The organism is Alcanivorax sp. (assembly GCF_017794965.1).
Lineage (GTDB): Bacteria > Pseudomonadota > Gammaproteobacteria > Pseudomonadales > Alcanivoracaceae > Alcanivorax.
Map to the genome: position 1 here is coordinate 2,615,520 of NZ_CP051240.1, position 23,444 is coordinate 2,638,963.

At 52.5% G+C, this 23,444-nt stretch carries 18 protein-coding genes and 1 pseudogene; 9 read left to right on the forward strand and 10 right to left on the reverse strand.

All coding sequences use genetic code 11. The features are described 5' to 3' along the window. Window positions 1-108 precede the first annotated feature (108 nt). The 4 genes from HF945_RS11430 (at window position 109) to HF945_RS11445 (ending at window position 5,157) form a co-directional block, all read left to right on the forward strand. Window positions 109-1,440 carry a sodium:alanine symporter family protein gene (locus HF945_RS11430; RefSeq protein ID WP_290522732.1) on the forward strand — a complete coding sequence of 444 codons (1,332 nt, stop codon included), beginning with the start codon at window positions 109-111 and terminating at the stop codon, window positions 1,438-1,440. A gap of 408 nt (window positions 1,441-1,848) precedes the next feature. Beyond that, a complete protein-coding gene (nadC, locus tag HF945_RS11435; protein ID WP_290522733.1) occupies window positions 1,849-2,691 on the forward strand; it encodes a carboxylating nicotinate-nucleotide diphosphorylase in 843 nt (280 codons plus the stop codon). Window positions 2,692-2,797: 106 nt separating this feature from the next. Further along, on the forward strand, window positions 2,798-4,027 hold the full coding sequence (locus tag HF945_RS11440; protein ID WP_290522734.1) for a glycosyltransferase: 1,230 nt from the start codon (window positions 2,798-2,800) through the stop codon (window positions 4,025-4,027). Between the two features lie 23 nt (window positions 4,028-4,050). Further along, a complete protein-coding gene (locus HF945_RS11445) occupies window positions 4,051-5,157 on the forward strand; it encodes a glycosyltransferase family 4 protein (protein ID WP_290522735.1) in 1,107 nt (368 codons plus the stop codon). 74 nt (window positions 5,158-5,231) lie between these two features. Here the strand turns inward: HF945_RS11445 and HF945_RS11450 are convergent, their stop codons facing one another. From HF945_RS11450 to HF945_RS11480, 7 genes and pseudogenes are all read right to left on the reverse strand, one after another. Then, the gene (locus tag HF945_RS11450; RefSeq protein WP_290522736.1) at window positions 5,232-6,263 is read right to left on the reverse strand and encodes a polysaccharide pyruvyl transferase family protein; all 1,032 of its coding nucleotides are present in this window, start codon (window positions 6,261-6,263) and stop codon (window positions 5,232-5,234) included. Window positions 6,264-6,295: 32 nt separating this feature from the next. Beyond that, on the reverse strand, window positions 6,296-7,126 hold the full coding sequence (locus tag HF945_RS11455; RefSeq protein ID WP_290522737.1) for a Stf0 family sulfotransferase: 831 nt from the start codon (window positions 7,124-7,126) through the stop codon (window positions 6,296-6,298). Between the two features lie 13 nt (window positions 7,127-7,139). Then, entirely contained in the window at window positions 7,140-8,399 is a 1,260-nt protein-coding gene (locus HF945_RS11460) for an oligosaccharide flippase family protein (RefSeq protein ID WP_290522738.1), read from the reverse strand. Window positions 8,400-8,712: 313 nt separating this feature from the next. Next, entirely contained in the window at window positions 8,713-9,576 is an 864-nt protein-coding gene (locus HF945_RS11465; protein WP_290522739.1) for a glycosyltransferase family 2 protein, read from the reverse strand. Then, the gene (locus tag HF945_RS11470) at window positions 9,563-11,428 is read right to left on the reverse strand and encodes a hypothetical protein (RefSeq protein WP_290522740.1); all 1,866 of its coding nucleotides are present in this window, start codon (window positions 11,426-11,428) and stop codon (window positions 9,563-9,565) included. The genes HF945_RS11465 and HF945_RS11470 overlap by 14 nt, the downstream gene beginning before the upstream one ends. 366 nt (window positions 11,429-11,794) lie before the next feature. Further along, window positions 11,795-11,911, reverse strand: a pseudogene (locus HF945_RS11475) (prepilin-type N-terminal cleavage/methylation domain-containing protein); the annotation flags it as partial. A 337-nt stretch (window positions 11,912-12,248) separates the two neighbouring features. Then, window positions 12,249-12,614 (reverse strand): prepilin-type N-terminal cleavage/methylation domain-containing protein, encoded by a 366-nt coding sequence (locus HF945_RS11480; protein ID WP_290525410.1) that lies wholly within the window; start codon window positions 12,612-12,614, stop codon window positions 12,249-12,251. Window positions 12,615-12,987: 373 nt separating this feature from the next. Between HF945_RS11480 and pilB the strand changes: the two genes are divergently transcribed. The 5 genes from pilB to yacG all read left to right on the forward strand — a co-directional run bounded on the left by pilB (window position 12,988) and on the right by yacG (window position 17,884). Then, the gene (pilB, locus tag HF945_RS11485; RefSeq protein WP_290522741.1) at window positions 12,988-14,694 is read left to right on the forward strand and encodes a type IV-A pilus assembly ATPase PilB; all 1,707 of its coding nucleotides are present in this window, start codon (window positions 12,988-12,990) and stop codon (window positions 14,692-14,694) included. A gap of 2 nt (window positions 14,695-14,696) precedes the next feature. Then, window positions 14,697-15,920, forward strand: a complete 1,224-nt coding sequence (locus HF945_RS11490) for a type II secretion system F family protein (protein ID WP_290522742.1) — start codon at window positions 14,697-14,699, stop codon at window positions 15,918-15,920. Between the two features lie 5 nt (window positions 15,921-15,925). Then, window positions 15,926-16,801: an A24 family peptidase gene (locus HF945_RS11495; RefSeq protein ID WP_290522743.1), complete on the forward strand. Its 876-nt coding sequence runs from the start codon at window positions 15,926-15,928 to the stop codon at window positions 16,799-16,801. A 151-nt stretch (window positions 16,802-16,952) separates the two neighbouring features. Further along, window positions 16,953-17,555 carry a dephospho-CoA kinase gene (gene coaE / locus HF945_RS11500; protein WP_290522744.1) on the forward strand — a complete coding sequence of 201 codons (603 nt, stop codon included), beginning with the start codon at window positions 16,953-16,955 and terminating at the stop codon, window positions 17,553-17,555. Between the two features lie 140 nt (window positions 17,556-17,695). Further along, window positions 17,696-17,884 carry a DNA gyrase inhibitor YacG gene (yacG, locus tag HF945_RS11505; RefSeq protein WP_290522745.1) on the forward strand — a complete coding sequence of 63 codons (189 nt, stop codon included), beginning with the start codon at window positions 17,696-17,698 and terminating at the stop codon, window positions 17,882-17,884. Between the two features lie 188 nt (window positions 17,885-18,072). Here yacG and HF945_RS11510 read toward each other — a convergent pair whose 3' ends face one another. From HF945_RS11510 to secA, 3 genes are all read right to left on the reverse strand, one after another. Continuing rightward, window positions 18,073-19,026 carry a Nudix family hydrolase gene (locus HF945_RS11510; RefSeq protein ID WP_290522746.1) on the reverse strand — a complete coding sequence of 318 codons (954 nt, stop codon included), beginning with the start codon at window positions 19,024-19,026 and terminating at the stop codon, window positions 18,073-18,075. A 172-nt stretch (window positions 19,027-19,198) separates the two neighbouring features. Further along, a complete protein-coding gene (gene argJ / locus HF945_RS11515; RefSeq protein WP_290522747.1) occupies window positions 19,199-20,401 on the reverse strand; it encodes a bifunctional glutamate N-acetyltransferase/amino-acid acetyltransferase ArgJ in 1,203 nt (400 codons plus the stop codon). A 128-nt stretch (window positions 20,402-20,529) separates the two neighbouring features. Next, the gene (secA, locus tag HF945_RS11520; protein ID WP_290522748.1) at window positions 20,530-23,256 is read right to left on the reverse strand and encodes a preprotein translocase subunit SecA; all 2,727 of its coding nucleotides are present in this window, start codon (window positions 23,254-23,256) and stop codon (window positions 20,530-20,532) included. Between the last annotated feature and the right edge of the window lie 188 nt (window positions 23,257-23,444).

Sequence of the window (23,444 nt, forward strand, 5' to 3'; positions counted from 1 at the left end):
AGTTGGCATTCATACCAAAGAGCAATCCAGCTACCGGACTCACCCGGCGCTTTCCCTGCCTGCCAATTTCACCTAGCCTAAGGCTTTTCGGGGCATTGGACGACCGCCATGGATGCAGCAGTTACGATTCTTAACCAGATAAGTGGATTCCTGTGGGGATGGCCGGCACTGATCCTGATCGCCGGCACCGGGGTATACCTGACCCTGGTGTTACGTTTCCTCCCAATTCGCCAGCTTGGCTTTGGCTTCAAACAAATGTTCGGGCCGCAGACAGGGGTCGGCACTATCGGCGCCAGTGCCGCCCTGGCCACCTCGCTATCAGCGACGATCGGTACCGGCAATATTGTCGGTGTGGCCACAGCCATTCACTCCGGCGGCCCCGGCGCACTGGTATGGATGTGGTTAATCGCCCTGGTGGGCATGGCTACCAAATACGCTGAGGCCGTTCTGGCCGTGCATTACCGGGAAAAGGATCACCGCGGCCAATACGTGGGCGGCCCCATGTATTACATCCGCAATGGCCTGGGCAAGAACTGGGGCTGGATGGCCATCGCCTTTGCCTTCTTCGGCATGTTTGCCGGTTTCGGTATCGGCAATACCGTGCAAGCCAACTCCGTGGCCCACGGCCTTAACGACAGCTTTGGCCTGCCCACCTGGGTCACCGGTGTCACCCTGGCAGTCCTGGTCGGCCTGGTCGTACTGGGCGGCGTAAAACGGATCGCCCATGTGGCCACCGTGGTGGTGCCGTTCATGGCCCTGGCCTACCTGCTGGCCGGCCTGGTGGTACTGATCGATCACGCCAGCGCCATCCCCGGCGCCCTGGCCCTGTGTTTCGAAAGTGCCTTCACCGGCACCGCCGCCGCTGGGGGGTTTGCTGGCGCCCTGGTCAAGGAAGCCATTCGCTTTGGCGTCGCCCGCGGCATCTTCTCCAACGAAGCCGGCCTGGGCAGCGCGCCCATCGCCCACGCCTCCGCCAACACCGATCACCCGGCCCGGCAGGGCTCCATCGCCATGCTCGGCACCTTCATCGATACCATCATCGTCTGCTCCATCACCGGCCTGGCCATTGTCTCCACCGGCGTGTGGACCAGCGGCGCAGAAGGGGCCCCGCTGTCATCCATGGCGTTTGCTGCCACCTTTGGTGATTTCGGTAACATTATTGTGGTCTGCGGGCTGGCCATCTTCGCCTTCACCACCCTGCTGGGCTGGAGTCTGTACAGCGAACGCTGCACCCAGTTCCTGTTTGGCGAGAAAGCCGTTATCCCGTTCCGGGTGGTCTGGGTCATCGCCATCCCGGTTGGGGCCTACGTGAGCCTGGATTTTGTCTGGGCGATGGCTGACATCATGAACATCCTGATGGCCATCCCCAACCTGGTCGCCCTGCTGCTGCTGTCCCCCATTGTGGTCATGCTCAGTCGGGAGTTCTTTGCCAAGAAATGATGTGAGGAGGGTCGGGCGTCTGAAGTCGGACGTCCGACGCTAAAACCCGACGCCTGACGCCTGACGAACAAATCACAACACCGGGTAACACCGAGCGCCAGCGCTTTGCACACTGCTCGGTGAAAGCACCGCTCCCACAACAGAGCCGCACTCCGCCAGACAAAGCGGATTAACACTTGGCCCCGCCACTGGTATCCTCACTGCCCGTCTGCGTGCGGGTAATGCTGCGCTTATGAGCCGTGATAAAGTTTTTTTGTGGGAGCGTGCTTGCACGCGAAGCTGTTAGTCCAGAGCACTTCCTTCGCGTGCAAGCACGCTCCCACAGAACCCCGTGTGTTCAATGAGCTGCGTTACACCACCTCGCGGGCCATTTTGATATTACCGTCGCAAATCAGAGAGATCGCAACCATGAGCCAGCCCCAGCCCGACTACATCCGTGATGACATCGCCCGGAACGTGGCCTTCGCGCTGGAAGAAGACATTCGCGACGGCGATATCACCGCCCAGCTGATCGACGCCAACAGCACCAGCACCGCCACCATCATCACCCGCGAAGACGCAGTGATGTGCGGCACCGCTTGGGCGGACGAGGTATTCCGCCAGCTAGGCGACGTCAAACTGGAATGGCACGTGGCCGATGGTGACCGCCTCACCCCGGATACCAACCTCTGCACCCTCAGCGGCAACACCCGCCAGATCCTCACCGGCGAGCGCACCGCCCTGAACTTCCTGCAGACACTCATGGGCACCGCCACCACCGCTCGACGCTACGCAGACGCGGTAGCCGGTAGCCGCGTCACCATTCTCGACACCCGCAAGACCCTCCCCGGCCTGCGCGCCGGACAGAAGTATGCTGTGCTTTGCGGCGGCTGCCAGAATCACCGCATCGGTCTCTACGATGCGTTCCTGATCAAGGAAAATCACGTCGCCGCCTGCGGCGGGATCACTGCGGCAATCGAGCGGGCGCGGGCGCTGGCGCCGGAGAAAAAAATTATCGTGGAGGTGGAAACGCTGGAGGAGTTACAGGAGGCGGCAAGACTCACCCCTGATCAGATCATGCTGGATAACTTCAGTGCGGACATGCTGACTGACGCGGCGAAAATGGCGCTGACATCAGCATTGGAAGTCTCTGGTAACCTGACCGTTGAAAATGCAGCCAGCCTGCCGGCGAGCCGAGAATGGTTTCTCTCCTCTGGGGCCTTAACCAAACATGTCATCGCAACTGACCTGTCCCTCCGACTGACAAAATAAGCACCAGACAGCGAGATCTGTGGCACAGTCAAGATGAAATAGGGAACGTATTAGCCCCTGCCCTACAAGATTACTGAGAGGATTGTTTCAGTATGAGTAGCAAACAATGAATGACAAAGTGATAACCAGCAAAAAAAAACCAACACTTCTGGTCCTGGCATCCACCTATCCAAGATGGAAAGATGACCATGAGCCAAATTTTGTACACAAGCTTAACCAGCAACTTCGGGACCATTACGACATCACTGTAATTACCTCCAGAGCACCAGGGGCGAAACAGGACGAGATACTGGACTCAATTAGAATCAAACGGTTCGGGTATGCCCCAAAACAGCTTGAGACCTTGGTATACGGCGGCGGAATACTTACCAACCTGCGCAATCATAAATGGAAATGGGCTCTGGTTTTACCCTTTCTGCTCTCAATGGCAATATACACAAGGCAGCAAATCAAAAAACAGTCCCCGGTTGCTATTCACTGCCACTGGATCATCCCGCAAGGCCTTGTGCTATGGATAATGAGTCTAGGCATTAAGCTCCCGCCCGTACTCATCACTTCACACGGCGCAGATCTGTTCAGTCTTAAAGGGAAAACAGGAACCTGGATAAAGACAAAGACTCTGCAAATCGCGAGCGCCATTAGCGTAGTTAGCACGCCGATGAAACAGGCTGCGCTAGAGCTGGGAGCCAAGGATAAAACCACCCACATTGCCCCAATGGGCTTTGAATTCCCTGAACCCGACAAACCATCACTCAGGACACCAGGTGAAATACTGTTTGTCGGACGACTGGTTGAAAAAAAAGGGCTAAAATACTTGATTGAAGCCATGCCAAAGGTTCTCGACAAAGTGCCTGAATGTACTTTGCGGGTTATTGGCGATGGGCCAGAAAGAAGTGCACTGCAGGCGCAGGCAAATAATCTTTCGCTTGCCGGGAACGTGATCTTTATGGGCGCCCTTCCCCAAACAGAACTTCCCAGATACTACCAGTCAGCGAGCCTGTTCTGCGCGCCTTTTATTGAAGCCGAGAATGGAGACGTAGAGGGATTGGGGCTAGTCACCCTGGAAGCAATGAGCTTTATGTGTCCCGTATTAGTTGGCGATGTCCCGGCAATTGAAGATGTGATACCCGCCAGGCAAAGACGAACCTGCATCACATCCCCAAAAAACCAACATGATCTCGTCACCAAGATCACAAACAAACTGACAGCGAAAACGTGCGAAGAAGAAATCTCTAGCCTGAAATATCATGCAACTCATCATTTCTCTTGGCGAGCAGCCAGAAGCAATTACCTCAGAATTCTGAAAGAGATAGAGGCAAGTAGTTACAATCACTAACTCCTTACACCACGAGGCCACATGTGAAAATACTGGTCATCACAAAACGACAGTACACAGGAAAGGACTTGCTCGATGATCAGTATGGCAGGCTTTTTGAAATCCCCGCCGAACTTGCCAATCTGGGGCATGAAGTAACCGGAATCGCTCTAAGTTACGCCAGAAAAGAGGAAGGCCTGTACCAATGGAGCAACAGGCCGAATCTGAAATGGCATTCTTTGAACGCCCTTCCATTTGGCTTGATTACCTATACAAGGCATGTTGACCGGATCACCAGGAATTGGAAGCCCGACGTCATCTGGGCAAGCTCCGATATGCTCAACGTGATTCTGGCCAATCAATGGGCCAGGAAAAACCAAGTGCCGGTTGTCGTTGACCTGTACGACAACTATGAAAGCTTTGGGCTTTCAAAGTTTCCCTTTCTGGCTCGCCAATTCAAGAAAATCTGCCGTGAAGCCCAAGGCCTTACAGCTGTTAGCAACACACTACTGAGAAAGGTAGAACGTGATTATGGTCGGCATTCCGGCTGTCAGCTAATCCCGAATTCAGCAAGAACCGATTTATTTTACAAGAGAAGCAAATCCGAAAGCAGAGCAAAGCTGGGACTTCCTGAAGAAGCAACCATCATCGGCACAGCAGGCGCCATCAGCAGGCACAGAGGGATCGAAGACCTATTTAAGGCATTCGAATACCTTGCCAGTCATGACCCCAATATATGGATGGCCATTGCCGGCCCAAAAGATAATTTCTCAAAACGATATACACATCCAAGACTGATAGATTTGGGCATTCTCGATCTTGAGCAAGTACCGGATCTACTTTCCTCATTGGATGCGGGCGTCATATGCAATAAGGCTTCAGACTTCGGCGAGTTTTGCTCGCCTCTTAAGCTAATGGAGTTTCTCAGTGCCGAAATACCGTTTGTTGCTGCAAATACCGGAGATATCGCGGAGCATATAAATCAGGACGAAAGGTATTTATACAGGCCCGGAGACTGGAAAGAACTTGCCAGAAAAATCGAGACTCAACTTACTGGAAATCTTGAACGAAGCACACTACCCAAAGCAAGAAATTGGAAAGATTCCGCCAGACGTTTTCACCAATTTATAAAAGCTGTAAATATTGATTAATTCACTTCAAATCGACAACGATAGCATAGTAAAAAGAAGCGACAATTCATACCAGAAAATGACTCACAACCCTCTTATTCTTTTTTACCAGAACGCGACTTCACTTTGACAAGAAGATCATTTAGCTTCTTGACATTATGACGAAAAACATCTTCATCACTCAGCTGCCCACCAAACCGTGCCGCCTCCGCCAGCCTCTCTGCAGCAGAACTAATATATCGTTCATTGACCGCAGCAAAAAAAAACCGCTCCACAAATGCCAATATCTTATCAGGAAATTTGTAAAATACAGTGCGCGACAAAGATTCATAGAGCGGCCACCACCGCCTGCTTTTGTAGACTTTCATCCGATAAAATTCATCCATAACCACATCAGGCTTGGATTCATTCATAAAATAGCAATCACCATACAGTCGCAGTGATTTATTACGCACCGATTCTCGCAAAGAACTACTTCCCAAAATCCAAGGCTTGTAAGTTTCATTGATGGTTTCAGTCCAGTCGATCCACTTGAATGTGTTGATATGATCGGAGCTCACCACTGGCACCCATGGCACTCGCATAGCATCGGCAATAATTGCCGCGTGCATAGCATCTGCCAAAACCAGCTTTGATTGACGTATTCTATGTATGACCGTTCTAGCGTCATCCTCGGGATTAACGAAACCAACACCAGAGCGTCGACAAGCCTCTTCCCAGAGGCCGGACTGGAGAGCCTTGTGATGCGGTATAAAAACAACACCTTTTCGCTCAGTTTCAGGAATTGGCTGAAACTCTGGCAGCAAGCTGAGCAGTGCCGCACCATCAGTAACGCCCTTGTCGTCACTTAGACCCAGAACGCGGGCACTTAGTGGACCACGGACACAAAGAATATCCCAGTTATCATCGCCAAAACTTTCAGGCGGGGCACCGTACCCTGCCCCACTGCTAAATACGACCCACCTTTTATGCTTGGGCATCAAGACTGAATTGATGATTGTTCCTATTCCACAAAATAAATAATCCTCATTACCATCAAAACAACCAGGAAGCAGCTCGTCCCAAATCCACTCATTAAGATCATCGCCAAAGTTACCCTTGGCCGATTTATAGTAATAGACCTTCATTTACTGACTCGATACATAGGAGCCAATCCTCTTCATCCCAACCAACCCTTACCGGTTGACCGATACAGGCTTGACTCTTCAATAAAGCGCCTCTTCCACTCAGAGTTAAGGTTATCTGACTGAGGCTTTTTCAAGTATGCTTGATTCACGTGAATATCACTGTCCGCAATACCGACATGCTTGGCAATTTTCATAACAGCCTCATCTGGCGATCTGCAAACATCCTCAAATTTCAAGTCCAGAAAACCAATATCATTCAAGGCAAAAAAATACCTCCAGGAAGCCTCATCATTGATCGTCCTGGAGAGTTTTTTTTGAATCAACTTCCGATTATATTTAAGCTTTCCCCTTTCCTCGACATCAGATATATATGCCCCACTCTGCTGTGCTCTAGCCGCTGATACAGCTTGAGAAAGCTTGTCTTCCCTGGTCAGGAAAACGAAAGAGAAATCGGACAGATCTAGCCCTGACTTCTGATCAAGAAACCGACAAAACAACTCCAGTTGCGACCAGTGCAGTTTTATTCCAAAACAGCCGTTAGGGGAGGTGCGTTTCCTTAGAATATAATCAATGTGATTCTTTTTTCCCGCCCTATCCTGCCAGAATGGAATGTTGACCGGGTTAAAATACTCCAACGGATAACCAAATTTGCCTGTCGAATACAACAAGTGGCCAAGATAATGGCTACCAGACCTTGGTGTAGAGCAGATCACATACTGACGCCCTCCAGCCCCGGTAAAATCAGAGAAATCGTGAACAGCCTCAAATTGCTCCATCCAAAGAGCAGTCTTACGTCTACGCCCGCCATGGGGTATCAATTTTTTCGCTTTGTTAAAGCCGTAATTGAAAGTATCCCTAATCATGAAAAACAAATCCCTAGATTGCAGACGGCTTTATCCTCAAATTTCTGTAAACTGAAATGCCAAGCATAGCATTCCATACCACCAATCCAACACTAATACCAACTGCCGCTCCCGATGCACCATAATGAGGGATCAAGAGAAGACACAAACTAACAGAAACAAGCAAAGCCACAATATGACACTTCAAGGTCTCACCCTCATGATTGGTCATAGTCAACAAAATTCCAACCGGGCCACAGAAACCTTTCACTATCTGACCAAAAGCAATAATACTCAGCGGCTGGGCAGCTATTGCAAAAGCCTCGCCGTAAACAAGCGAAAGCAATGGTTCACCCCAAAGAATGAAAGCCATCGAGAATGGCAAACAAAGAAGAAAAGTCGCTCTCGCAGAGTGTCGCGCCAGCAATTGCATCCTTTCCATATCGCGCTTCTTCCACGCAACAACAATATGTGGAGCAATAACGAAGTTAGAAATAATCACCGGAAGCACAATAAGCTGCGAAAACTTTTCAGCAACTCGCATTGCCGCCACTTCCGCATCTGTACTCAAAAACCCAACAAGCACAGTTCCAATGTTAAGATTCAACACTGCAAAAATCTGAAGCAAACCGAACGGAAGTAGTGCTTTCAACCATTGTTTTTTCCTGAACTCTGGTTCTGGCCCATGCACCTCTTCTGGCAACAACCTCCGTAAAATAACTACGGCAGAGATCATGGCAAATAAAGCCGACACAACATGGGCGCTCAGAGCAGCAAGCAAATTCAAATCAAACAGGGTATTGAGCACAAACAGAGAGACAAGCAATAGTAGTGGCTGAACTAGCATTTCAGGAAGCACCGCCATTGAAGGCGACCCCAAACCTCTCATAATACCTTGTCTGACAGCGTTCAATCCATTAAGCCCGACAAGAAGCAAAGCCAAAGGAATCACGAAGCCATAGCCCGCCAGAGGAATAAGTCCCGACAGAAAAAAAACAAAACAGACCAGAACAAGAACCGCAGAACTCAAACCCACCCAAGAGTATGCAGATTTGATCCCTCCTTGGAAAAGCCCCCACTGCTTTAGCTCGATATAGCCAGCTATTTCTCTGGTAAGTAACTGCGGAAGCCCTGCCGCTATCGGCAACGCCAAAAGTGGCACCAGCGACATAATAAAGGAGTACTGCCCAAAAACCTCAACACCCAATGATCTTGCCAATAGCACACTTACCAAAAAACCGACAAGGAGTGCAAAAGCGTTAATCACACCAACGCTCAAAAAGTTTTTAATCAACCGACTCCGCAAACTCATCATTCCTCCGAGACCGGCATACCATCAAGCCTTCCATACTCTTACTGACTCAATTCGATCGAGTGATTTCTTCTTTAATAATAAGCGGAGGAAAATTTCGGCGAATCACACTCCCAAGGCACACTACCGAAGAGAAAAACTCCAAGATCGAATAGTGCCCAAGGGAGTTATTCACAAAAAAACAATCCATTCTACTTGCTAGCATATTAAAAAACTGAACTATGCATGGACGAGACTCATTCTCACAATGGACTGCGTTATAGCTATAGAAAGGGTGGGATCGTGGCAACAGCCATCAACCATTATCCTTATACATTAAAGCCGTTATTTGTTCGGATATGAGCCCCATCAGGAAAACCATCACACCGCCCGTGTATAGCAATGCGCTCATGTTCGTGAATCGACCAATTGAGAAGAATGTATATCCATACCAAGATGTCGCCAAGATGAACAAAAAAACGGCAATAGGAAGAAAGAGTTTAAGCGGCGAGAATAATGTCCCTATCTTGAATATGATCAACAGAAACCTAACGCCATCTTTTAACAAGTGAATATGGCTTTTCCCTATTCGTTTTGCTGCATGTATAGGCTCATAGGCTACAGAGTAGCCCGCCCTGAAAAATGCCATTGTGCTAGTTGTCGGGTATGAGAAACCATTCGGAAGCAAGTAAAGAAACTCTCTGAATTTATCGGCCTTAACGGCACGAAACCCAGAGGTAAGGTCCTCAATTCTTTGTCCAGTCATATAGGTTGCCAGGCCATTATAAAAACCATTGGCCAGACCTCGACCAAGGCTTGCCTGAGAACCCGACTGTCTAGCCCCAACCACCATATCAAAGCCACGACTCATCTTAGCCAATAGTCTTTGAATATCTTCAGGGTTGTGCTGACCATCAGCATCCATAAAAACAATCACGTCACCCCTTGCTGCACGAGCACCTGTCTTGATCGCTGCTCCATTGCCTTTACTGTAAGGGTGACGCACAACTGTTGCCCCGGCGCTTGCAGAAATCCCGGCGGTATCATCAGTTGATCCATCGTCAACGACAATAACTTCTGCCTCTGGATAGCACTCACGTATTTTTCTTACTGTTTCACCAACGGCAGCAGCTTCATTTTTTGCAGGCAGCACTATCGAAAGAAGATCAGAGTTCATCATTATGCTTCTCATTTCTCTCATTTACTTCCAGGATCCTGTCCACCCAATCTTGACGACCAATCGCTTTAAGCTGAGAAAGCATTTTCTGTATTTCAGGGTCATCCAATGAAGACTGGGCTACTGCAGACTGAAGAAATGGCAATGCCTTGATAGGCTCATGTGTATCATTAAAAATATATGCTGCGACTCGTAAATATTCATGGGAACGAAGCTTTGCTTTCCCTGTCACAATATCAATAACTTTTAATATCTTTCTTTCATCATCAATAAGCCCATAATCTACATTATTCAGTGTTACCCAAAGAACCCTTTTATTCTGCACTGTCATTGGAGCACGCTCTAAACGTTCCAACAACGCATTCCAGTCTTGCTCCGTTACTGAGCCCTGGATTGTCTTGTAGATAACCACATTATTCATCAGCACCACAGAATCACTAATCCTGTCAGCCCCCCTTTGACAAAAATCGATAGCCATAATCAAATGAGGGTCATGCGCCCCTTTCTGTCGCAACCTGAAATGCGATGTACACAAATCAAGCCAAGCGCGCTCTGAACCGTTAGCGATACTCACGTTATATTCAGCCCGTCTTAATTCATCACCCCAAATATAAGCGCGATAGGTTGCCGCTCCGACCTCTGCAATACAGACACACGAAAGTACTGATATCACAACCCATTTCGGAAACTTCATTGAACGTATTATGGCCGCCATCAATGCAGCAACAGCCAAAACAATCCCAATTAGCGGAAAGTGATTTCTATGCTCAAATACCATCTCAAGCCCAATAACGTTGCTGGTCAAAAAATGGCCCGCAAAAAAAAGCAAAATTCCCAGAGAGAACACAGGGAAAACCTTCCGCCATCGCAAGGCGCAGAACAGCAAAGCAACCAAGCCTGCAATGGCTGGTAACGTAGTTATCGGTTGCCACAGGTTTTCTGAAACAGGAAAGTGGTCATAATTGAACAGCAGCATCGAAGGCAACGGGCATACTATCTGTGCCAGATACATCCACAGCACCCTAGCTTGGGTCAACAGCCTTTCAATAGTGGAAAAATCTCTCCCAGGATACCAATCCGAGTACCAGTAGTAAGGTACGACAATGAAGAAATAAGCAAGCACTCCGGCAATAAAGAAAGCACCATAACCCCACTTCAACAATCTCTGCCTCGACGGGTCTTTGGCAACAAAATTCAAAATGGTCAGCTCAATTACAAAAAAGTAGACGGGCAGAAGAACAGCATCTTCTTTACAGGCAAATGCAATTAATCCAAACAATATCACCAGGAGCCCTTGCCGCTTTCCCTCTTCACCCTGGATGTTGCTCTGACGCATAGACAAGTATGAAAGAAGCGAGAGCACCACAAACAAAGTGCCCATTATCTGCATTCTTTGAACAATATACAGGACAGATGAAACCTGTAGCGGGTGAACAGCCCAAATCAAGGCGAGCAAGGGCGCAAGAAACCTTATCTCTTTTGCTGGCCAAGCAGCCAACATCAAAATTTTTTGAAAGAAAAAAACCAATATAAAGCTGGTCAGAGCATGGATAACGATGTTGGTAACTTTAAACGCAACGGGGTCCAGCCCAGAGCGCAAGATATCCAACGCGAAGCTGAGCATCACCAATGGGCGCGTTCCACCACCTGGATCAAAGCTATAGGCGGCATATAAAAGATCATCAAGGCTTTCAATTTCAACAAGATGAACGGCACTGTTCTGAACGATACTTTGCATATCATCCAGCATAAATCCGCCGCCAAGCCCTGGAAGCAACACAGCTATTCCGCTGATGGCCACTAGTAACGCGGGTGTACAGGCCATACCCACAGCCCACAATTGTTTATTCTTCAATCGATTCGCCTTTTGCTTGCCACCCACAGCCCAGCTCACAATCAATCACAAGCAGACCCTCCATATACACAAAAAGCGCCTTTCGGCGCTTTTTGCTGGTTCAGACAACCTTATGAAATATTAATCATCAAGGCGACAGGAACCTTTACCTGCATCACAAATGGTATCGTACTTCAGATTGGCATTACCTTTTGTAGTAGCAGCGAAGGTAACAGAAGTGCCATTATTGTAGTCGCTGGTATCCAGAGTTGTACTAATGCTCTCACAAGCACTGGCTTCATAAGTAGTTGGGGCGCGGCTATCAGCCATATCCGCAACAGCGGTACCCATGTAAGCCTTGGCTTCTGCCAGACAGGCACCGTTGGCAGAGCGCTGAGTGTAATCACGGTAGGCCGGCAGGGCGATGGCGGCCAGAATGCCGATAATCGCAATAACGATCATCAGTTCGATAAGGGTGAAACCCTGCTGAGTTTGCTTCTTCATGTGTTCTCTCCAATCATTGGCAAATCTTGTCATGAGCTCACCCCCGGCGAGCATCTACTGTGAACTAATGCAGGTAGCGGGCCAACTTTTTTCTGAGGCCCCTCAGCCCCCTGAGTAAGCCGTTTTTACTGGACCACACTCGTTTTCTGCTTTTACTCTCGCGACCAATAAGCGTCACACAAGGCCAAAAAAGTGACAAATATTGTCGCCCATGAGCAAGAAGCGTCACCCCTTCTCCGCCGTTCAATCGCCCAGCCTCCGCGCCATCCCTGGCGGCCAAACATATTAAAAGGGCGCCTCTCAGCGCCCTTTTTACAAACCCAATTGTTTTGCTCGTCTAGTCATCAAGACGGCACGAACCTTTACCGGCATCACAGATGGTATTAGCCAGGAGACCAGCATTTCCTTTGCTGGCGGCATTAAATGTTACCGAAGACCCGCTGCTGTAGTCAGCCGTAGACAGGGTTACAGAAGTCCCACCATCACAGGCCGTGGGAACGTAAGCGGTGGGAGAGCGACTGTCAGCCATATCAGCAACAGCAGTCCCCATGTAGGCCTTGGCCTCAGCCAGGCAGGCTCCATTCGCCGATTTCTGTGTGTAGTTATGGTAAGAGGGTAAAGCAATCGAGGCCAGAATACCGATAATGGCAATCACAATCATTAATTCAATCAGGGTAAACCCTTCTTGACCTATCCTGTTCATCTTCATGCCCTACCCCCCTCAACGGCAGCCCCATGCATTGACGCCACTTCATTGTTGTTCTGTGCAATTCCGTACACCAATGCAGTTAGCGGGCCAATTTATCCATCTCGCCCTATCAAGCCACAGGCCAGACCTGGAGCCACCGCCCCTCAAGCCTTTCCCCACCCCAGAGAGTGACGAAATTTGCCAGATGCAAACATAACCTGTCACCAAGCCAGCTTTCGCGGGCCTTTTCCTCAACTATCGGGTGAAATAAATGTGGCAAGATGCTGATTTTTAGAGTTTCAGACTTCACTGTACCCCCATCAAGGGGTATGTTAAGAATAAATTATTGGGCACCCCCACAACTCTAAGCATAAACAAGCAGGTTGCCATGACGTCTCAGAACATCCCTTTTAGCGGCCTCCCTTTGCGGCTGGTACGCCAAGAGCTACTGACACAGGATGAAGCACGTTCCGCTATCGAGCAGGCAAAGAAGGATCGTATCAGCCTGATCCAGCATCTTGTGGCAAACGGCAAGGTTCCCTCTGTATCCCTTGCCTGTGCTGCCGCTGACGAGTTTGGTGACCCGGTTCTCGATCTCTCAGCCTTCTCTCGGGACAGCCTGATCAAGGATCTTGTCGACCCCAAGCTGATCACCAAACACCACGTTCTTCCGCTTTTCCGACGTGGCAGCCGTCTCTTTGTGGCGGTATCCGACCCGACCAACCTGCCCGCTCTTGAGGAAATCCGCTTCAATACCGGCCTCAATATCGAGACGGTGATTGTTCAGGAAGACAAGCTAACCCAATGGATCGACAACCTGGAATCCGAGGCCGAGGGTTCCGCCTTCGAAGATCTGGATGATGGTCTCGACGATCTGGATGTCTCAGCGGCCGAGGACAAGAATGATGAAACCCAGTCTGGCTCGGATGATGCCCCCATTGTTCGCTTCGTAAACAAGCTGCTGCTGGATGCAATCAAGGGCGGGGCATCGGATCTCCATTTCGAGCCCTATGAAAAAACATACCGGGTGCGTTTCCGTCAGGATGGCATCCTTCAGACTGTCTCCAAGCCGCCGATCAATATCGCCAGCAAACTATCCGCGCGCCTCAAGGTCATGTCCCGACTGGATATTTCCGAGCGACGAGTCCCGCAGGATGGGCGAATCAAGCTGAAAATTTCCAAGACCCGGGCCATCGATTTCCGGGTGAATACCTGCCCCACCCTGTTTGGCGAAAAGATCGTATTGCGGATCCTGGACCCGGAGTCCGCCAAAATGGGAATTGATGCTCTGGGCTATGAAGACGATCAGAAACAGCTGTATATGGATGCCCTGCACAAACCCCAGGGGATGATTCTGGTCACCGGACCCACCGGCTCCGGCAAGACCGTCTCCCTGTATACCGGGGTGAATATCCTCAACACACCGGAGCGCAACATATCCACCGCCGAAGACCCGGTGGAAATCAATCTGGATGGCATCAATCAGGTCAATGTGAATCCCAAGCAAGGCATGGACTTCTCCGCAGCGCTACGCGCCTTCCTGCGGCAGGACCCCGATATCATCTTGGTGGGGGAGATTCGAGATCTGGAGACAGCCAATATCGCCATCAAGGCCGCCCAGACAGGACACCTGGTATTATCTACCCTGCATACCAACAGCGCCCCGGAGACCCTCACCCGTTTGCGGAACATGGGGGTGCCTTCCTTCAACATTGCTACCTCCGTTATTTTGATCATTGCACAGCGTCTTGCCCGCCGACTCTGCGAACACTGCAAGACGTCAGTGGACATACCCGAAACTTCTCTCCGTGAGATGGGCTTCACTGACGAAGATATCCAGTCCGGTTTTACTGTCTACGGCCCTCAGGGTTGTGACAGATGCAAGAATGGGTACAAGGGGCGAGTGGGGATCTACGAGGTCGTCAAGATCACTGACGGCATTTCCCGAATCATCATGGAAGAAGGCAACTCACTGGAAATTGGCGACCAGTGCCGCAAAGATGGTTTTAACGACCTGTACCGTTCAGGTCTTGTAAAAGTGATGCATGGCGTGACCAGTCTGGAAGAAGTCAGCCGTGTAACGAGTGGACATTGATTATGGCCAGTAAACCAGCACAACAAAACGTCACCTTTCTCTATGAAGGGACTGATCGCAGGGGAACCCGCGTCAAGGGCGAAACCACCGGCAAGGCACCGTCCATTGTCCGCGCTGAACTGCGCAAGCAGGGGATTGATGCCAAGAAGGTCGTTCGAAAACGGGAAATCAAGATCGGTGGTGATAAAAAGATCAAAAGCATTGATATCACCATCTTTACCCGTCAGATGGCTACCATGATGCGTGCGGGGGTGCCTTTGGTACAGGCCTTCGAAATTGTTGCTGACGGCCTTGAAAACCCGTCGATGAAGAAGGTGGTTCTTCAACTGAAAATGGATGTGGAAGCGGGCGGCAACTTTGCCAGTGCCCTGCAGAAACACCCCGATCAGTTTGACGACCTCTACTGCAGCCTGATTGATGCCGGCGAGCAATCCGGTGCACTGGAAACCATGCTGGACCGGGTAGCGATCTACAAGGAAAAAAGTGAAGCTCTGAAGCAGAAGATCAAGAAAGCCATGAAGTACCCCATGTTCGTGGTTTCGGCAGCAGTTATCGTTACCGCCATCCTGCTGATCAAGGTGGTACCGGTGTTTGAGGAACTGTTTGCGGGTTTTGGCGCGGAATTGCCCGCCTTTACCCAGTTTGTTATCGGCCTATCTCGCGGCCTTCAGGCACACTTCCTTCTCATTGTCTTATTGTTTGTCGGCTTCATCGTCGGTTTTACCCAATTAAAAAAGCGCTCTCAGGCATTTGCAGATGCAATAGACCGGTTATTGCTGAGACTGCCCATCGTTGGCGATCTGACGTTTAAATCAACCATCGCGCGTTATGCACGCACGCTTTCCACAACATTTTCAGCTGGTGTGCCGTTAATCGAGGCATTGGAAACCTGTGCTGGTGCCACCGGCAACGTGGTTTACCGAAATGCAGTATTGCAAGTGAAGGATGATGTAGCGACAGGGCAGCAACTTCAGTTTGCCATGCGCTCCACCGGTGTTTTTCCTGCCATGGCCTTACAGATGACCGCCATCGGTGAAGAGTCCGGTGCTCTGGATGCTATGCTGGAAAAAGTCGCCATCTATTACGAGGAAGAAGTGGACAATGCTGTTGATGGCCTTACGAGCATGATGGAGCCAATGATTATGGCCGTGCTGGGTGTTGTCATCGGTGGCCTCCTCGTCGCCATGTACATGCCGATCTTCCAGATGGGTAACGTTGTAGGCTAATTCTCTTGAGTGAAATACTGAACCTTCTTGAAGCAAGCCCAACCGTTCTGGTTGGGCTTTGTATTGTTCTGGGGCTGCTGGTGGGCAGCTTTCTGAATGTGGTGATCTACCGGCTTCCGGAGATGATGCAGCGGGAATGGCGTGCGGAAGCGCGGGAAATTCTCGAACTGCCGGACGAGGGCGCTCAGCCGATCTTCAATCTGGTCACGCCGCGGTCGCGCTGCCCCAAGTGCGGCCATGCCATTGCCTGGTACGAGAATGTGCCGGTGGTGAGCTGGCTGCTGCTGGGTGGCAAGTGCAAGGACTGCAAGACCCCGATCAGCAAGCGCTACCCACTTATTGAGATTGTGAGTGGTGTGCTGGCTGGCGTTTGTGCCTGGCACTTCGGTTATGGTGGCTGGCTGGTCTTTACCCTGTTTGCCTCATGGCTGCTGCTGGCTGCGGCCATGATTGATGCCGACACTACCCTGCTGCCGGACTCCATGACCCTGCTGCTGCTGTGGGCAGGCTTGCTGGCCGCCCTGCTGGGGGTGTCGCCGGTATCGCTGCAGGATGCCGTGATCGGCGCCATGGCGGGCTATCTGTCCCTGTGGAGCGTGTACTGGCTGTTCAAGCTCATGACCGGCAAGGAAGGCATGGGCTTTGGTGACTTCAAGCTGCTGGCCGCCCTGGGGGCTTTTGTGGGCTGGCAGTATCTGCCGCTGATCATCCTGCTCTCTTCCGTGGTCGGGTTGGTGTTTGCGGTGGGGGGCATGCTGCTTGGCGGCGAAAAACGCGTGCAGATCCCGTTCGGCCCCTACCTGGCCACCGCCGGCTGGATCGCCCTGCTGTGGGGCGATACCATCGTCACTTCGTACCTGGAAATGTACAAGCTCAGTTAATAGTTAACAGTGAATAGTGAATAGCTAAAACCCTTCCCGTCTCGATGACAGGAAAAGGTTAACTTACCTCTATCAACTGCCAACCTCACTCAGGCGCTAATATAAACCAGCAGGCTTTAACTTCTTTCGGCCTGATTAGGAGACTCCAAACGTGTTCGTAATCGGACTTACCGGTGGTATTGGTAGCGGCAAGACCGCTGCTACGGATTACCTGACAACGCTGGGTGTCACTATCGTTGATGCGGATTTGGCATCGCGGGTGGTGGTGGAGCCGGGCAAACCGGCGCTCAAGGCGATTGCCGAACGTTTCGGGGATCATGTGATTGCCGAGGATGGCTCTCTGGATCGCCGAGCCCTGCGTGAGATCGTGTTTGCTGATCCCGATGCTCTCAAGGCGTTGGAAGGCATTACCCACCCGGCCATCGGTCAGGAGCTGCGCAACCAGATTGCCGGCAGTAAATCCCCCTATACCGTTCTCGTTTCCCCCTTGCTGTTCGAGACCAGCCAGAAAGATCTGGTCCACCGCACTTTGGTGATTGATGCCCCTGCCGAGCTGCAGGTAAAGCGCACCATGGCCCGGGATCATGTGCCCGAGGAGCAGGTCGCCGCCATCATGAAAGCACAGCTGGAACGCACCAAGCGATTGGACCAGGCGGATGATGTGGTGGAGAACCATGGTTCGCTGGAAAAGCTGCATGACGAGTTGGATGCGCTGCACAAGCGCTATTTGGAGCTAGCCAGCAATCATTCTTAGGGTGGAAATGCCTCAGGCATCTCCACCCGCCTGCACAACGGCGGAGATTGGCTCACGCCAATTTCCGCCCTACGATATTGATCCCAAAAGCGTTAAAATCCAGCCTTTCGCTGTCCACTATCAACTGTCAACGGCCTCTCATGACCGACAAGAAGACCACGCAGACCTACCCCTGTCCTCAATGCAAGACACTCACTCGCTGGGATAACAATCCCTGGCGGCCATTTTGTTGTGAGCGTTGCAAACTGATTGATCTGGGAGACTGGGCGGCGGAGCGCCATGCGATTCCGGGGGACCCGGAAATGCCTGGGGCAGATTTTGAGGACTAGGCCTCGCTCTCTTCTCTATGTATAACGTAGCGTAGCGGAGTAGCGCACGCAGTGCGGCCCCGAAGGGGTGAGCGTAGCGAATAACCCTGACTGCAGGCGATCCAAGCCTTGGCGAGGCATTCCTACTCATTAAATGCGCTTCTGGAATCCTTACCTCGCTTGGGCTCGGATCGCTTGCAGGCAAGCTCCTACGGAGAAAGACGTGGCCAGAAGGCACGAATCCCTGCCACCCCCATCGCCCCATGCTCCCGGGCACGACTGATGTCCTCCGGCCCGACCCCGCCCAGCATGTAACAGGCCAACGGCTGGCCCGTGGCCCATTGCCCTGCCTTCTCCCAGCCCAGTGCAGGCTGGTCAGGGTGGGTGGCGGTGGGATTGACCGGGGACACCAGGGCGCTATCCAGGCCCAGCGATACCGCCTTGTCCAGCGCCTGTTGATGATGGCAGGCCGCACTCACCACACCACCGAAATCCGGGCGGCGATCACAGTCAACCAGCACCTGTCCGGGCAGATGCAATCCAAACACGCCTTCTGGAATACCGCCTGCCAAGCCTTTCGGCGAGTCCGCCCGCAGCCAGACTTTCAGCCCTTGGTCGGCACAGGCCCCAAGCACCGTGTCTCTGGCAGGGTGGTGGGTCCAGTTGCGCAGGTAGAGGCCCGTGCGGACCGGGTCTAGCTGCTTGATACCGGCCAGCAGTTGTTCCAGCGAAAAGCTATCAGGTGCAATGGCCAGCAGAGGAGGCAAGGTAATGGCCGTGACCACCGGCTGATTGGCCGCCGGAAACGTCAGGCCGGGTAGCTGCTCAAGAGTAAACCAGTCCACCTGCTGCCCTTCCCGTCCCACGGGGCTGCCCTGCCAGGCAGTCACATCACGAAAGTGCAGCGTCACATGCAGGTCGGGATACTGATGGGCTATCGTCATGAACGGGGAGGAATGGGAATCCTCCATTCCCAGCTCCTCATGGAGCTCACGGGCCAAGGCATCTGACAACGGCTCCCCCCCTTCCACCTTCCCTCCGGGAAACTCCCAACGTCCGCCCTGATGCTTGTTGTCCGGGCGCTTGCTCAAGCAGATGCGCCCATCTTCACCACGAATGATGGCGGCGACAACGGTGATGGCGGGGGTCGGTTCGGTAGTCATGGGCGCCTTGTTCTTGTCTGATTATCAGGTAACACAGAGGCCATAGCTGTCAGTCTGCCAGAGTAACGAGCCATGTGGCGATCCACCCTGTACTGACGCACGGTTCGCGCCTCAAGCGGCGCTCCTACAGCGCGCCGCGCAGGCGTCAGGCCTCTGGCATCAGGCGTTTTGCTTACGTCCTGTATTCCGCGTTGATTTTCACGTAGTCGTAGCTGAAGTCGCAGGTCCAGACGGTGCATTCACCGGTGCCCGCGGAAAGGTCCGCACGGATCACGATTTCCGGCTTTTCCATGACGGCCGCGCCATCCGCTTCCTGGTAGCTCTCGGCTACGCCGCCCTGCTCCACCAAGAGCACATCGCCCAGCCAGACATTCACCTTGTCCACATCCAGTTCAGCAATGGGAGCCCGGCCAATGGCTCCCAGAATACGGCCCCAGTTGGGATCTGACGCAAACAGGGCCGTTTTTACCAGAGGGGAATGGGCAATGGTTTCTGCCACCACGCGGGCGTCATTATCAGAGGCGGCACCTGTGATTGTGATTTCCACAAACTTGGTGGCACCTTCACCGTCACGCACCAGTGCCTGAGCCAGCTCCACAAACACGGATTCCAGCGCATCGAACAACACCTGGCTGCGATCATCCAGTGCGGTTATCTCGTCCATTTTCGCCTGTGCGGTGCTGATCAGCATGCAGGCGTCATTGGTGGAGGTATCGCCATCCACCGTCACTCGATTGAAGGACTTGTCCGCCAGTGCTTTTACCCACTGATCCAGCAGCGGCTTGGCAATCGGCGCGTCAGTGGCGATATAACCCAGCATGGTGGCCATGTTCGGCTTGATCATGCCGGAGCCTTTGGACATACCCGTAATCGTCACCGGCACACCGTCAATTTCCACCCGGCGGCTGGCCACCTTCGGGTAGGTATCGGTAGTCATAATGCCTTCCGATGCCCTGCCCCAATGATGCTCATCCAGTTCGCCAAGTGCTGCGGGAATCCCTTTCGCGAAAGCCTCCAGAGGGAACTGCTCACCAATCACCCCGGTGGAATACGGCAGGATTTCCTCTTCCCGGCAGCCCGTCTCCTCGGCCAGCAGCTTGCAGCTGGCCAGGCAGTTTTCCATGCCCTTCTTGCCGGTACCCGCATTGGCATATCCGGTATTGATCATCAGGTACTTGGGGGTGGTTTGTGCCAGACGCGCCTTTGCCACTTGTACCGGCGCGGCACAAAAACGGTTCAACGTAAACACGCCGCTGACACGGGCCTCATCCGCCAATTCCAGAATCACCAGATCCTTGCGATTGGCTTTCTTGATACCCGCTTCTACAGCGGCAAGCCGAATACCGGGAACCGGCAACCACTCTGTTTGTGTCATAACCATTTCCTCAAAAAAGCAGCTGACAGCTATCAGCCGCCAGCTGCCAGACAAAACAAAGAAAAGCACCGGCATTACCGGTGCTTTTATCTTTACTCACAGCTGAAAGCTCATAGCTCGAAGCTGGTTTATTCAATCTTCCCGTGGCACTGCTTGTATTTCTTGCCAGAGCCACAGGGGCACGGCTCGTTGCGGCCCACCTTGCGACCTTCACGGACCACGGTGCCGCCGGCCTGTTGGGCTCCACCCTCACCACCGCCTGCCGCGGACTCGGTGCCGGGCTCTGCCGCTGCCTGCATCTTCATTTTTTCAGCCTGACGGCGGGCTTCTTCCTGGCGCTGTTGTTCCATGCGTTCCAGTTCGTCATCACGACGCACCTGGAAGCTGTGCAACACCCGAATCAGCTCATGCTGAATCTGGTTAAGCAAATTCTGGAACAGCTCAAACGCTTCCTTCTTGTATTCCTGCTTGGGGTTCTTCTGGGCATAGCCACGCAGATGAATGCCCTGACGCAAGTGATCCATGCTGGCCAGATGCTCTTTCCAGTGTCTGTCGAGAATCTGCAGCATGAGATGCTTCTCAATACGGCGCATGTCTTCCACACCGATCTCTGCTTCCTTGCGCAGGTAATCGGCTTCCATGTGCTCGACCAGCTTTTCCACGACGCCATCAATGTGCAGCTGGTTATCTTCATTGAGCCACTGGCCCACCGCCGCGTTGCACTGGAATTCGGCTTCCAGGGCTTTTTCCAGACCGGGGACATCCCACTGGTCTTCCACTGAGCCCGGGGGCATGTAGCTATGTACCACCTCCAGAATCACATCGTAGCGGATGCCCTTCACCGAGGTGGTGAGATCATCGGTTTCCAGTATCTGGTCACGCTGGCTGTAAACCACCTGCCGCTGATCGTTGGCCACGTCATCGTATTCCAGCAGATTCTTGCGGATATCGAAGTTACGCCCTTCTACCTTGCGCTGGGCATTCTCGATGGCGCGGGTCACCCAGCGATGCTCGATGGCCTCGCCGTTTTCCAGACCCAGCGAACGCATCATGCCGCGGATACGATCAGAGGCGAAGATACGCATCAGATCATCTTCCATGGACAGGAAGAAACGGGTGTAACCCGGATCCCCCTGACGGCCCGCACGACCACGCAGCTGGTTATCAATGCGGCGGGATTCGTGACGCTCGGTACCGATGATGTGCAGGCCTCCGGCTTCCATGACCTTGTCATGATTGGCCTGCCACTCGGCGCGGATCTTCTCCGCTTGCGCCTCTGAGGGCTCATCCATGTGCTTGATCTGCTCTTCCGGGTTACCACCGAGCATGATATCGGTACCCCGGCCTGCCATATTGGTGGCGATGGTGACTGCACCGGGACGACCGGCCTGGGCAATGATCTGTGCCTCACGCTGGTGGAATTTGGCATTCAGCACTTCGTGATGGATCTTGTCCTGCTTGAGGCGCTTGTGCAGATACTCTGACGCTTCAATGGTCGCGGTACCCACCAGCACCGGCGCACCCTTTTCCACCGCGGCCTTGATCTCTTCAACAATGGCTTCGAACTTTTCCTGCAGGCTCAGGTACACCAGGTCATTGGCATCCTCACGCACCATGGGCTTGTTGGTGGGAATCACCACCACGTCCATGCCATAGATCTGGCGGAATTCCACCGCCTCGGTATCCGCGGTACCGGTCATGCCGGACAACTTGTTATAGAGGCGGAAATAGTTCTGGAAGGTGGTGGACGCCAGCGTCTGGTTTTCCTGCTGGATATTGACCCCTTCCTTCGCTTCGATGGCCTGGTGAATGCCTTCTGACCAGCGCCGCCCGGGCATGGTACGGCCGGTGTGCTCGTCCACAATGACGATCTGGCCACCCTGGACAATATAATCCCGGTCCACATGGAACAGGGCGTGGGCCTTGAGTGCCGCATGCACATGATGCAGCAGGTTCAGGTTGTGGGCAGCGTAAAGACTTTCGCCCTGCTCAAGCAGGCCGTTGCTGACCAGCAACGCTTCGATCTTCTGATGTCCATCTTCAGTGAGCTCGACCTGGCGTTGTTTCTCATCCACATAGAAATCACCGCCTTCATCTCCTTCCTCTTGCTGTTTCGCCAGGTTGGGCATCAATTTGTTGATGGCCATGTAAAGCTCAGAGGAATCCGCAGCCGGACCGGAAATGATCAGCGGGGTGCGCGCCTCATCAATGAGGATGGAATCCACCTCATCCACCACCGCGTAGTTGAGGCCACGCTGCACCCGGTCTTCCAGCCGGAAGGCCATGTTGTCGCGCAGATAGTCGAAACCGTATTCGTTATTGGTGCCATAGGTAATGTCGCAGGCATAGGCATCGCGCTTCTGCTCCGCGGGCTGCTGGGACAGGATGACGCCAACACTCAGGCCCAGAAATTCATACAGCGGACGCATCCAGTTGGCATCACGCTCAGCCAGGTAATCGTTCACTGTCACCACATGCACGCCTTCACCCGACAGCGCATTGAGGTACACCGGCAGGGTGGCGGTCAGAGTCTTGCCCTCACCGGTTCGCATCTCGGAAATGCGCCCTTCGTGAAGGGCGATCCCGCCCATCATCTGGACATCGAAGTGGCGCATGCCCATGACACGGGTGGATGCTTCGCGCACCACCGCAAAGGCCTCCGGGAGCAGTTCGTCCAGCGTCTTCCCCTGCTGGAAGGCCTCCCGGAATTCCCGGGTCTTGAACTGCAGGTCTGAATCCGTCAGTTGCGCCAGCGTTTCCCCATGAGCATTGATCGCCTCCACCAGCTTGCCCATACGCTTGAGCTCGCGATCATTTTTGGTGCCGATAATTTTTTTTACGATGGTACCCAGCATAAAACTTCCGATTCAGTAAACAGTCAGGCCACTCAGTCACGTGCGGGAAAGAACCGCCGGAAAGATTCGCCATGCAAGCATGACTCCAACGGTCGCAAGACGGACTCAGGCGAGGAGGAAGCCATTCTAAACACAATAGTTTGGAGAGATAAGGTGGTATTCGCGGTTATCAAGGTCTGCCCATAAAA

What these genes read in the sequence shown, in the direction of transcription:
- HF945_RS11430 (WP_290522732.1), top strand. Translation starts at nt 109, where the DNA reads ATGGATGCAGCAGTTACGATTCTTAACCAGATAAGTGGATTCCTGTGG.
- nadC (WP_290522733.1), top strand. Translation starts at nt 1,849, where the DNA reads ATGAGCCAGCCCCAGCCCGACTACATCCGTGATGACATCGCCCGGAAC.
- HF945_RS11440 (WP_290522734.1), top strand. Translation starts at nt 2,798, where the DNA reads ATGAATGACAAAGTGATAACCAGCAAAAAAAAACCAACACTTCTGGTC.
- HF945_RS11450 (WP_290522736.1), bottom strand. Translation starts at nt 6,263, where the DNA reads ATGAAGGTCTATTACTATAAATCGGCCAAGGGTAACTTTGGCGATGAT.
- HF945_RS11455 (WP_290522737.1), bottom strand. Translation starts at nt 7,126, where the DNA reads ATGATTAGGGATACTTTCAATTACGGCTTTAACAAAGCGAAAAAATTG.
- HF945_RS11465 (WP_290522739.1), bottom strand. Translation starts at nt 9,576, where the DNA reads ATGATGAACTCTGATCTTCTTTCGATAGTGCTGCCTGCAAAAAATGAA.
- HF945_RS11480 (WP_290525410.1), bottom strand. Translation starts at nt 12,614, where the DNA reads ATGAACAGGATAGGTCAAGAAGGGTTTACCCTGATTGAATTAATGATT.
- pilB (WP_290522741.1), top strand. Translation starts at nt 12,988, where the DNA reads ATGACGTCTCAGAACATCCCTTTTAGCGGCCTCCCTTTGCGGCTGGTA.
- HF945_RS11490 (WP_290522742.1), top strand. Translation starts at nt 14,697, where the DNA reads ATGGCCAGTAAACCAGCACAACAAAACGTCACCTTTCTCTATGAAGGG.
- yacG (WP_290522745.1), top strand. Translation starts at nt 17,696, where the DNA reads ATGACCGACAAGAAGACCACGCAGACCTACCCCTGTCCTCAATGCAAG.
- HF945_RS11510 (WP_290522746.1), bottom strand. Translation starts at nt 19,026, where the DNA reads ATGACTACCGAACCGACCCCCGCCATCACCGTTGTCGCCGCCATCATT.
- argJ (WP_290522747.1), bottom strand. Translation starts at nt 20,401, where the DNA reads ATGACACAAACAGAGTGGTTGCCGGTTCCCGGTATTCGGCTTGCCGCT.
- secA (WP_290522748.1), bottom strand. Translation starts at nt 23,256, where the DNA reads ATGCTGGGTACCATCGTAAAAAAAATTATCGGCACCAAAAATGATCGC.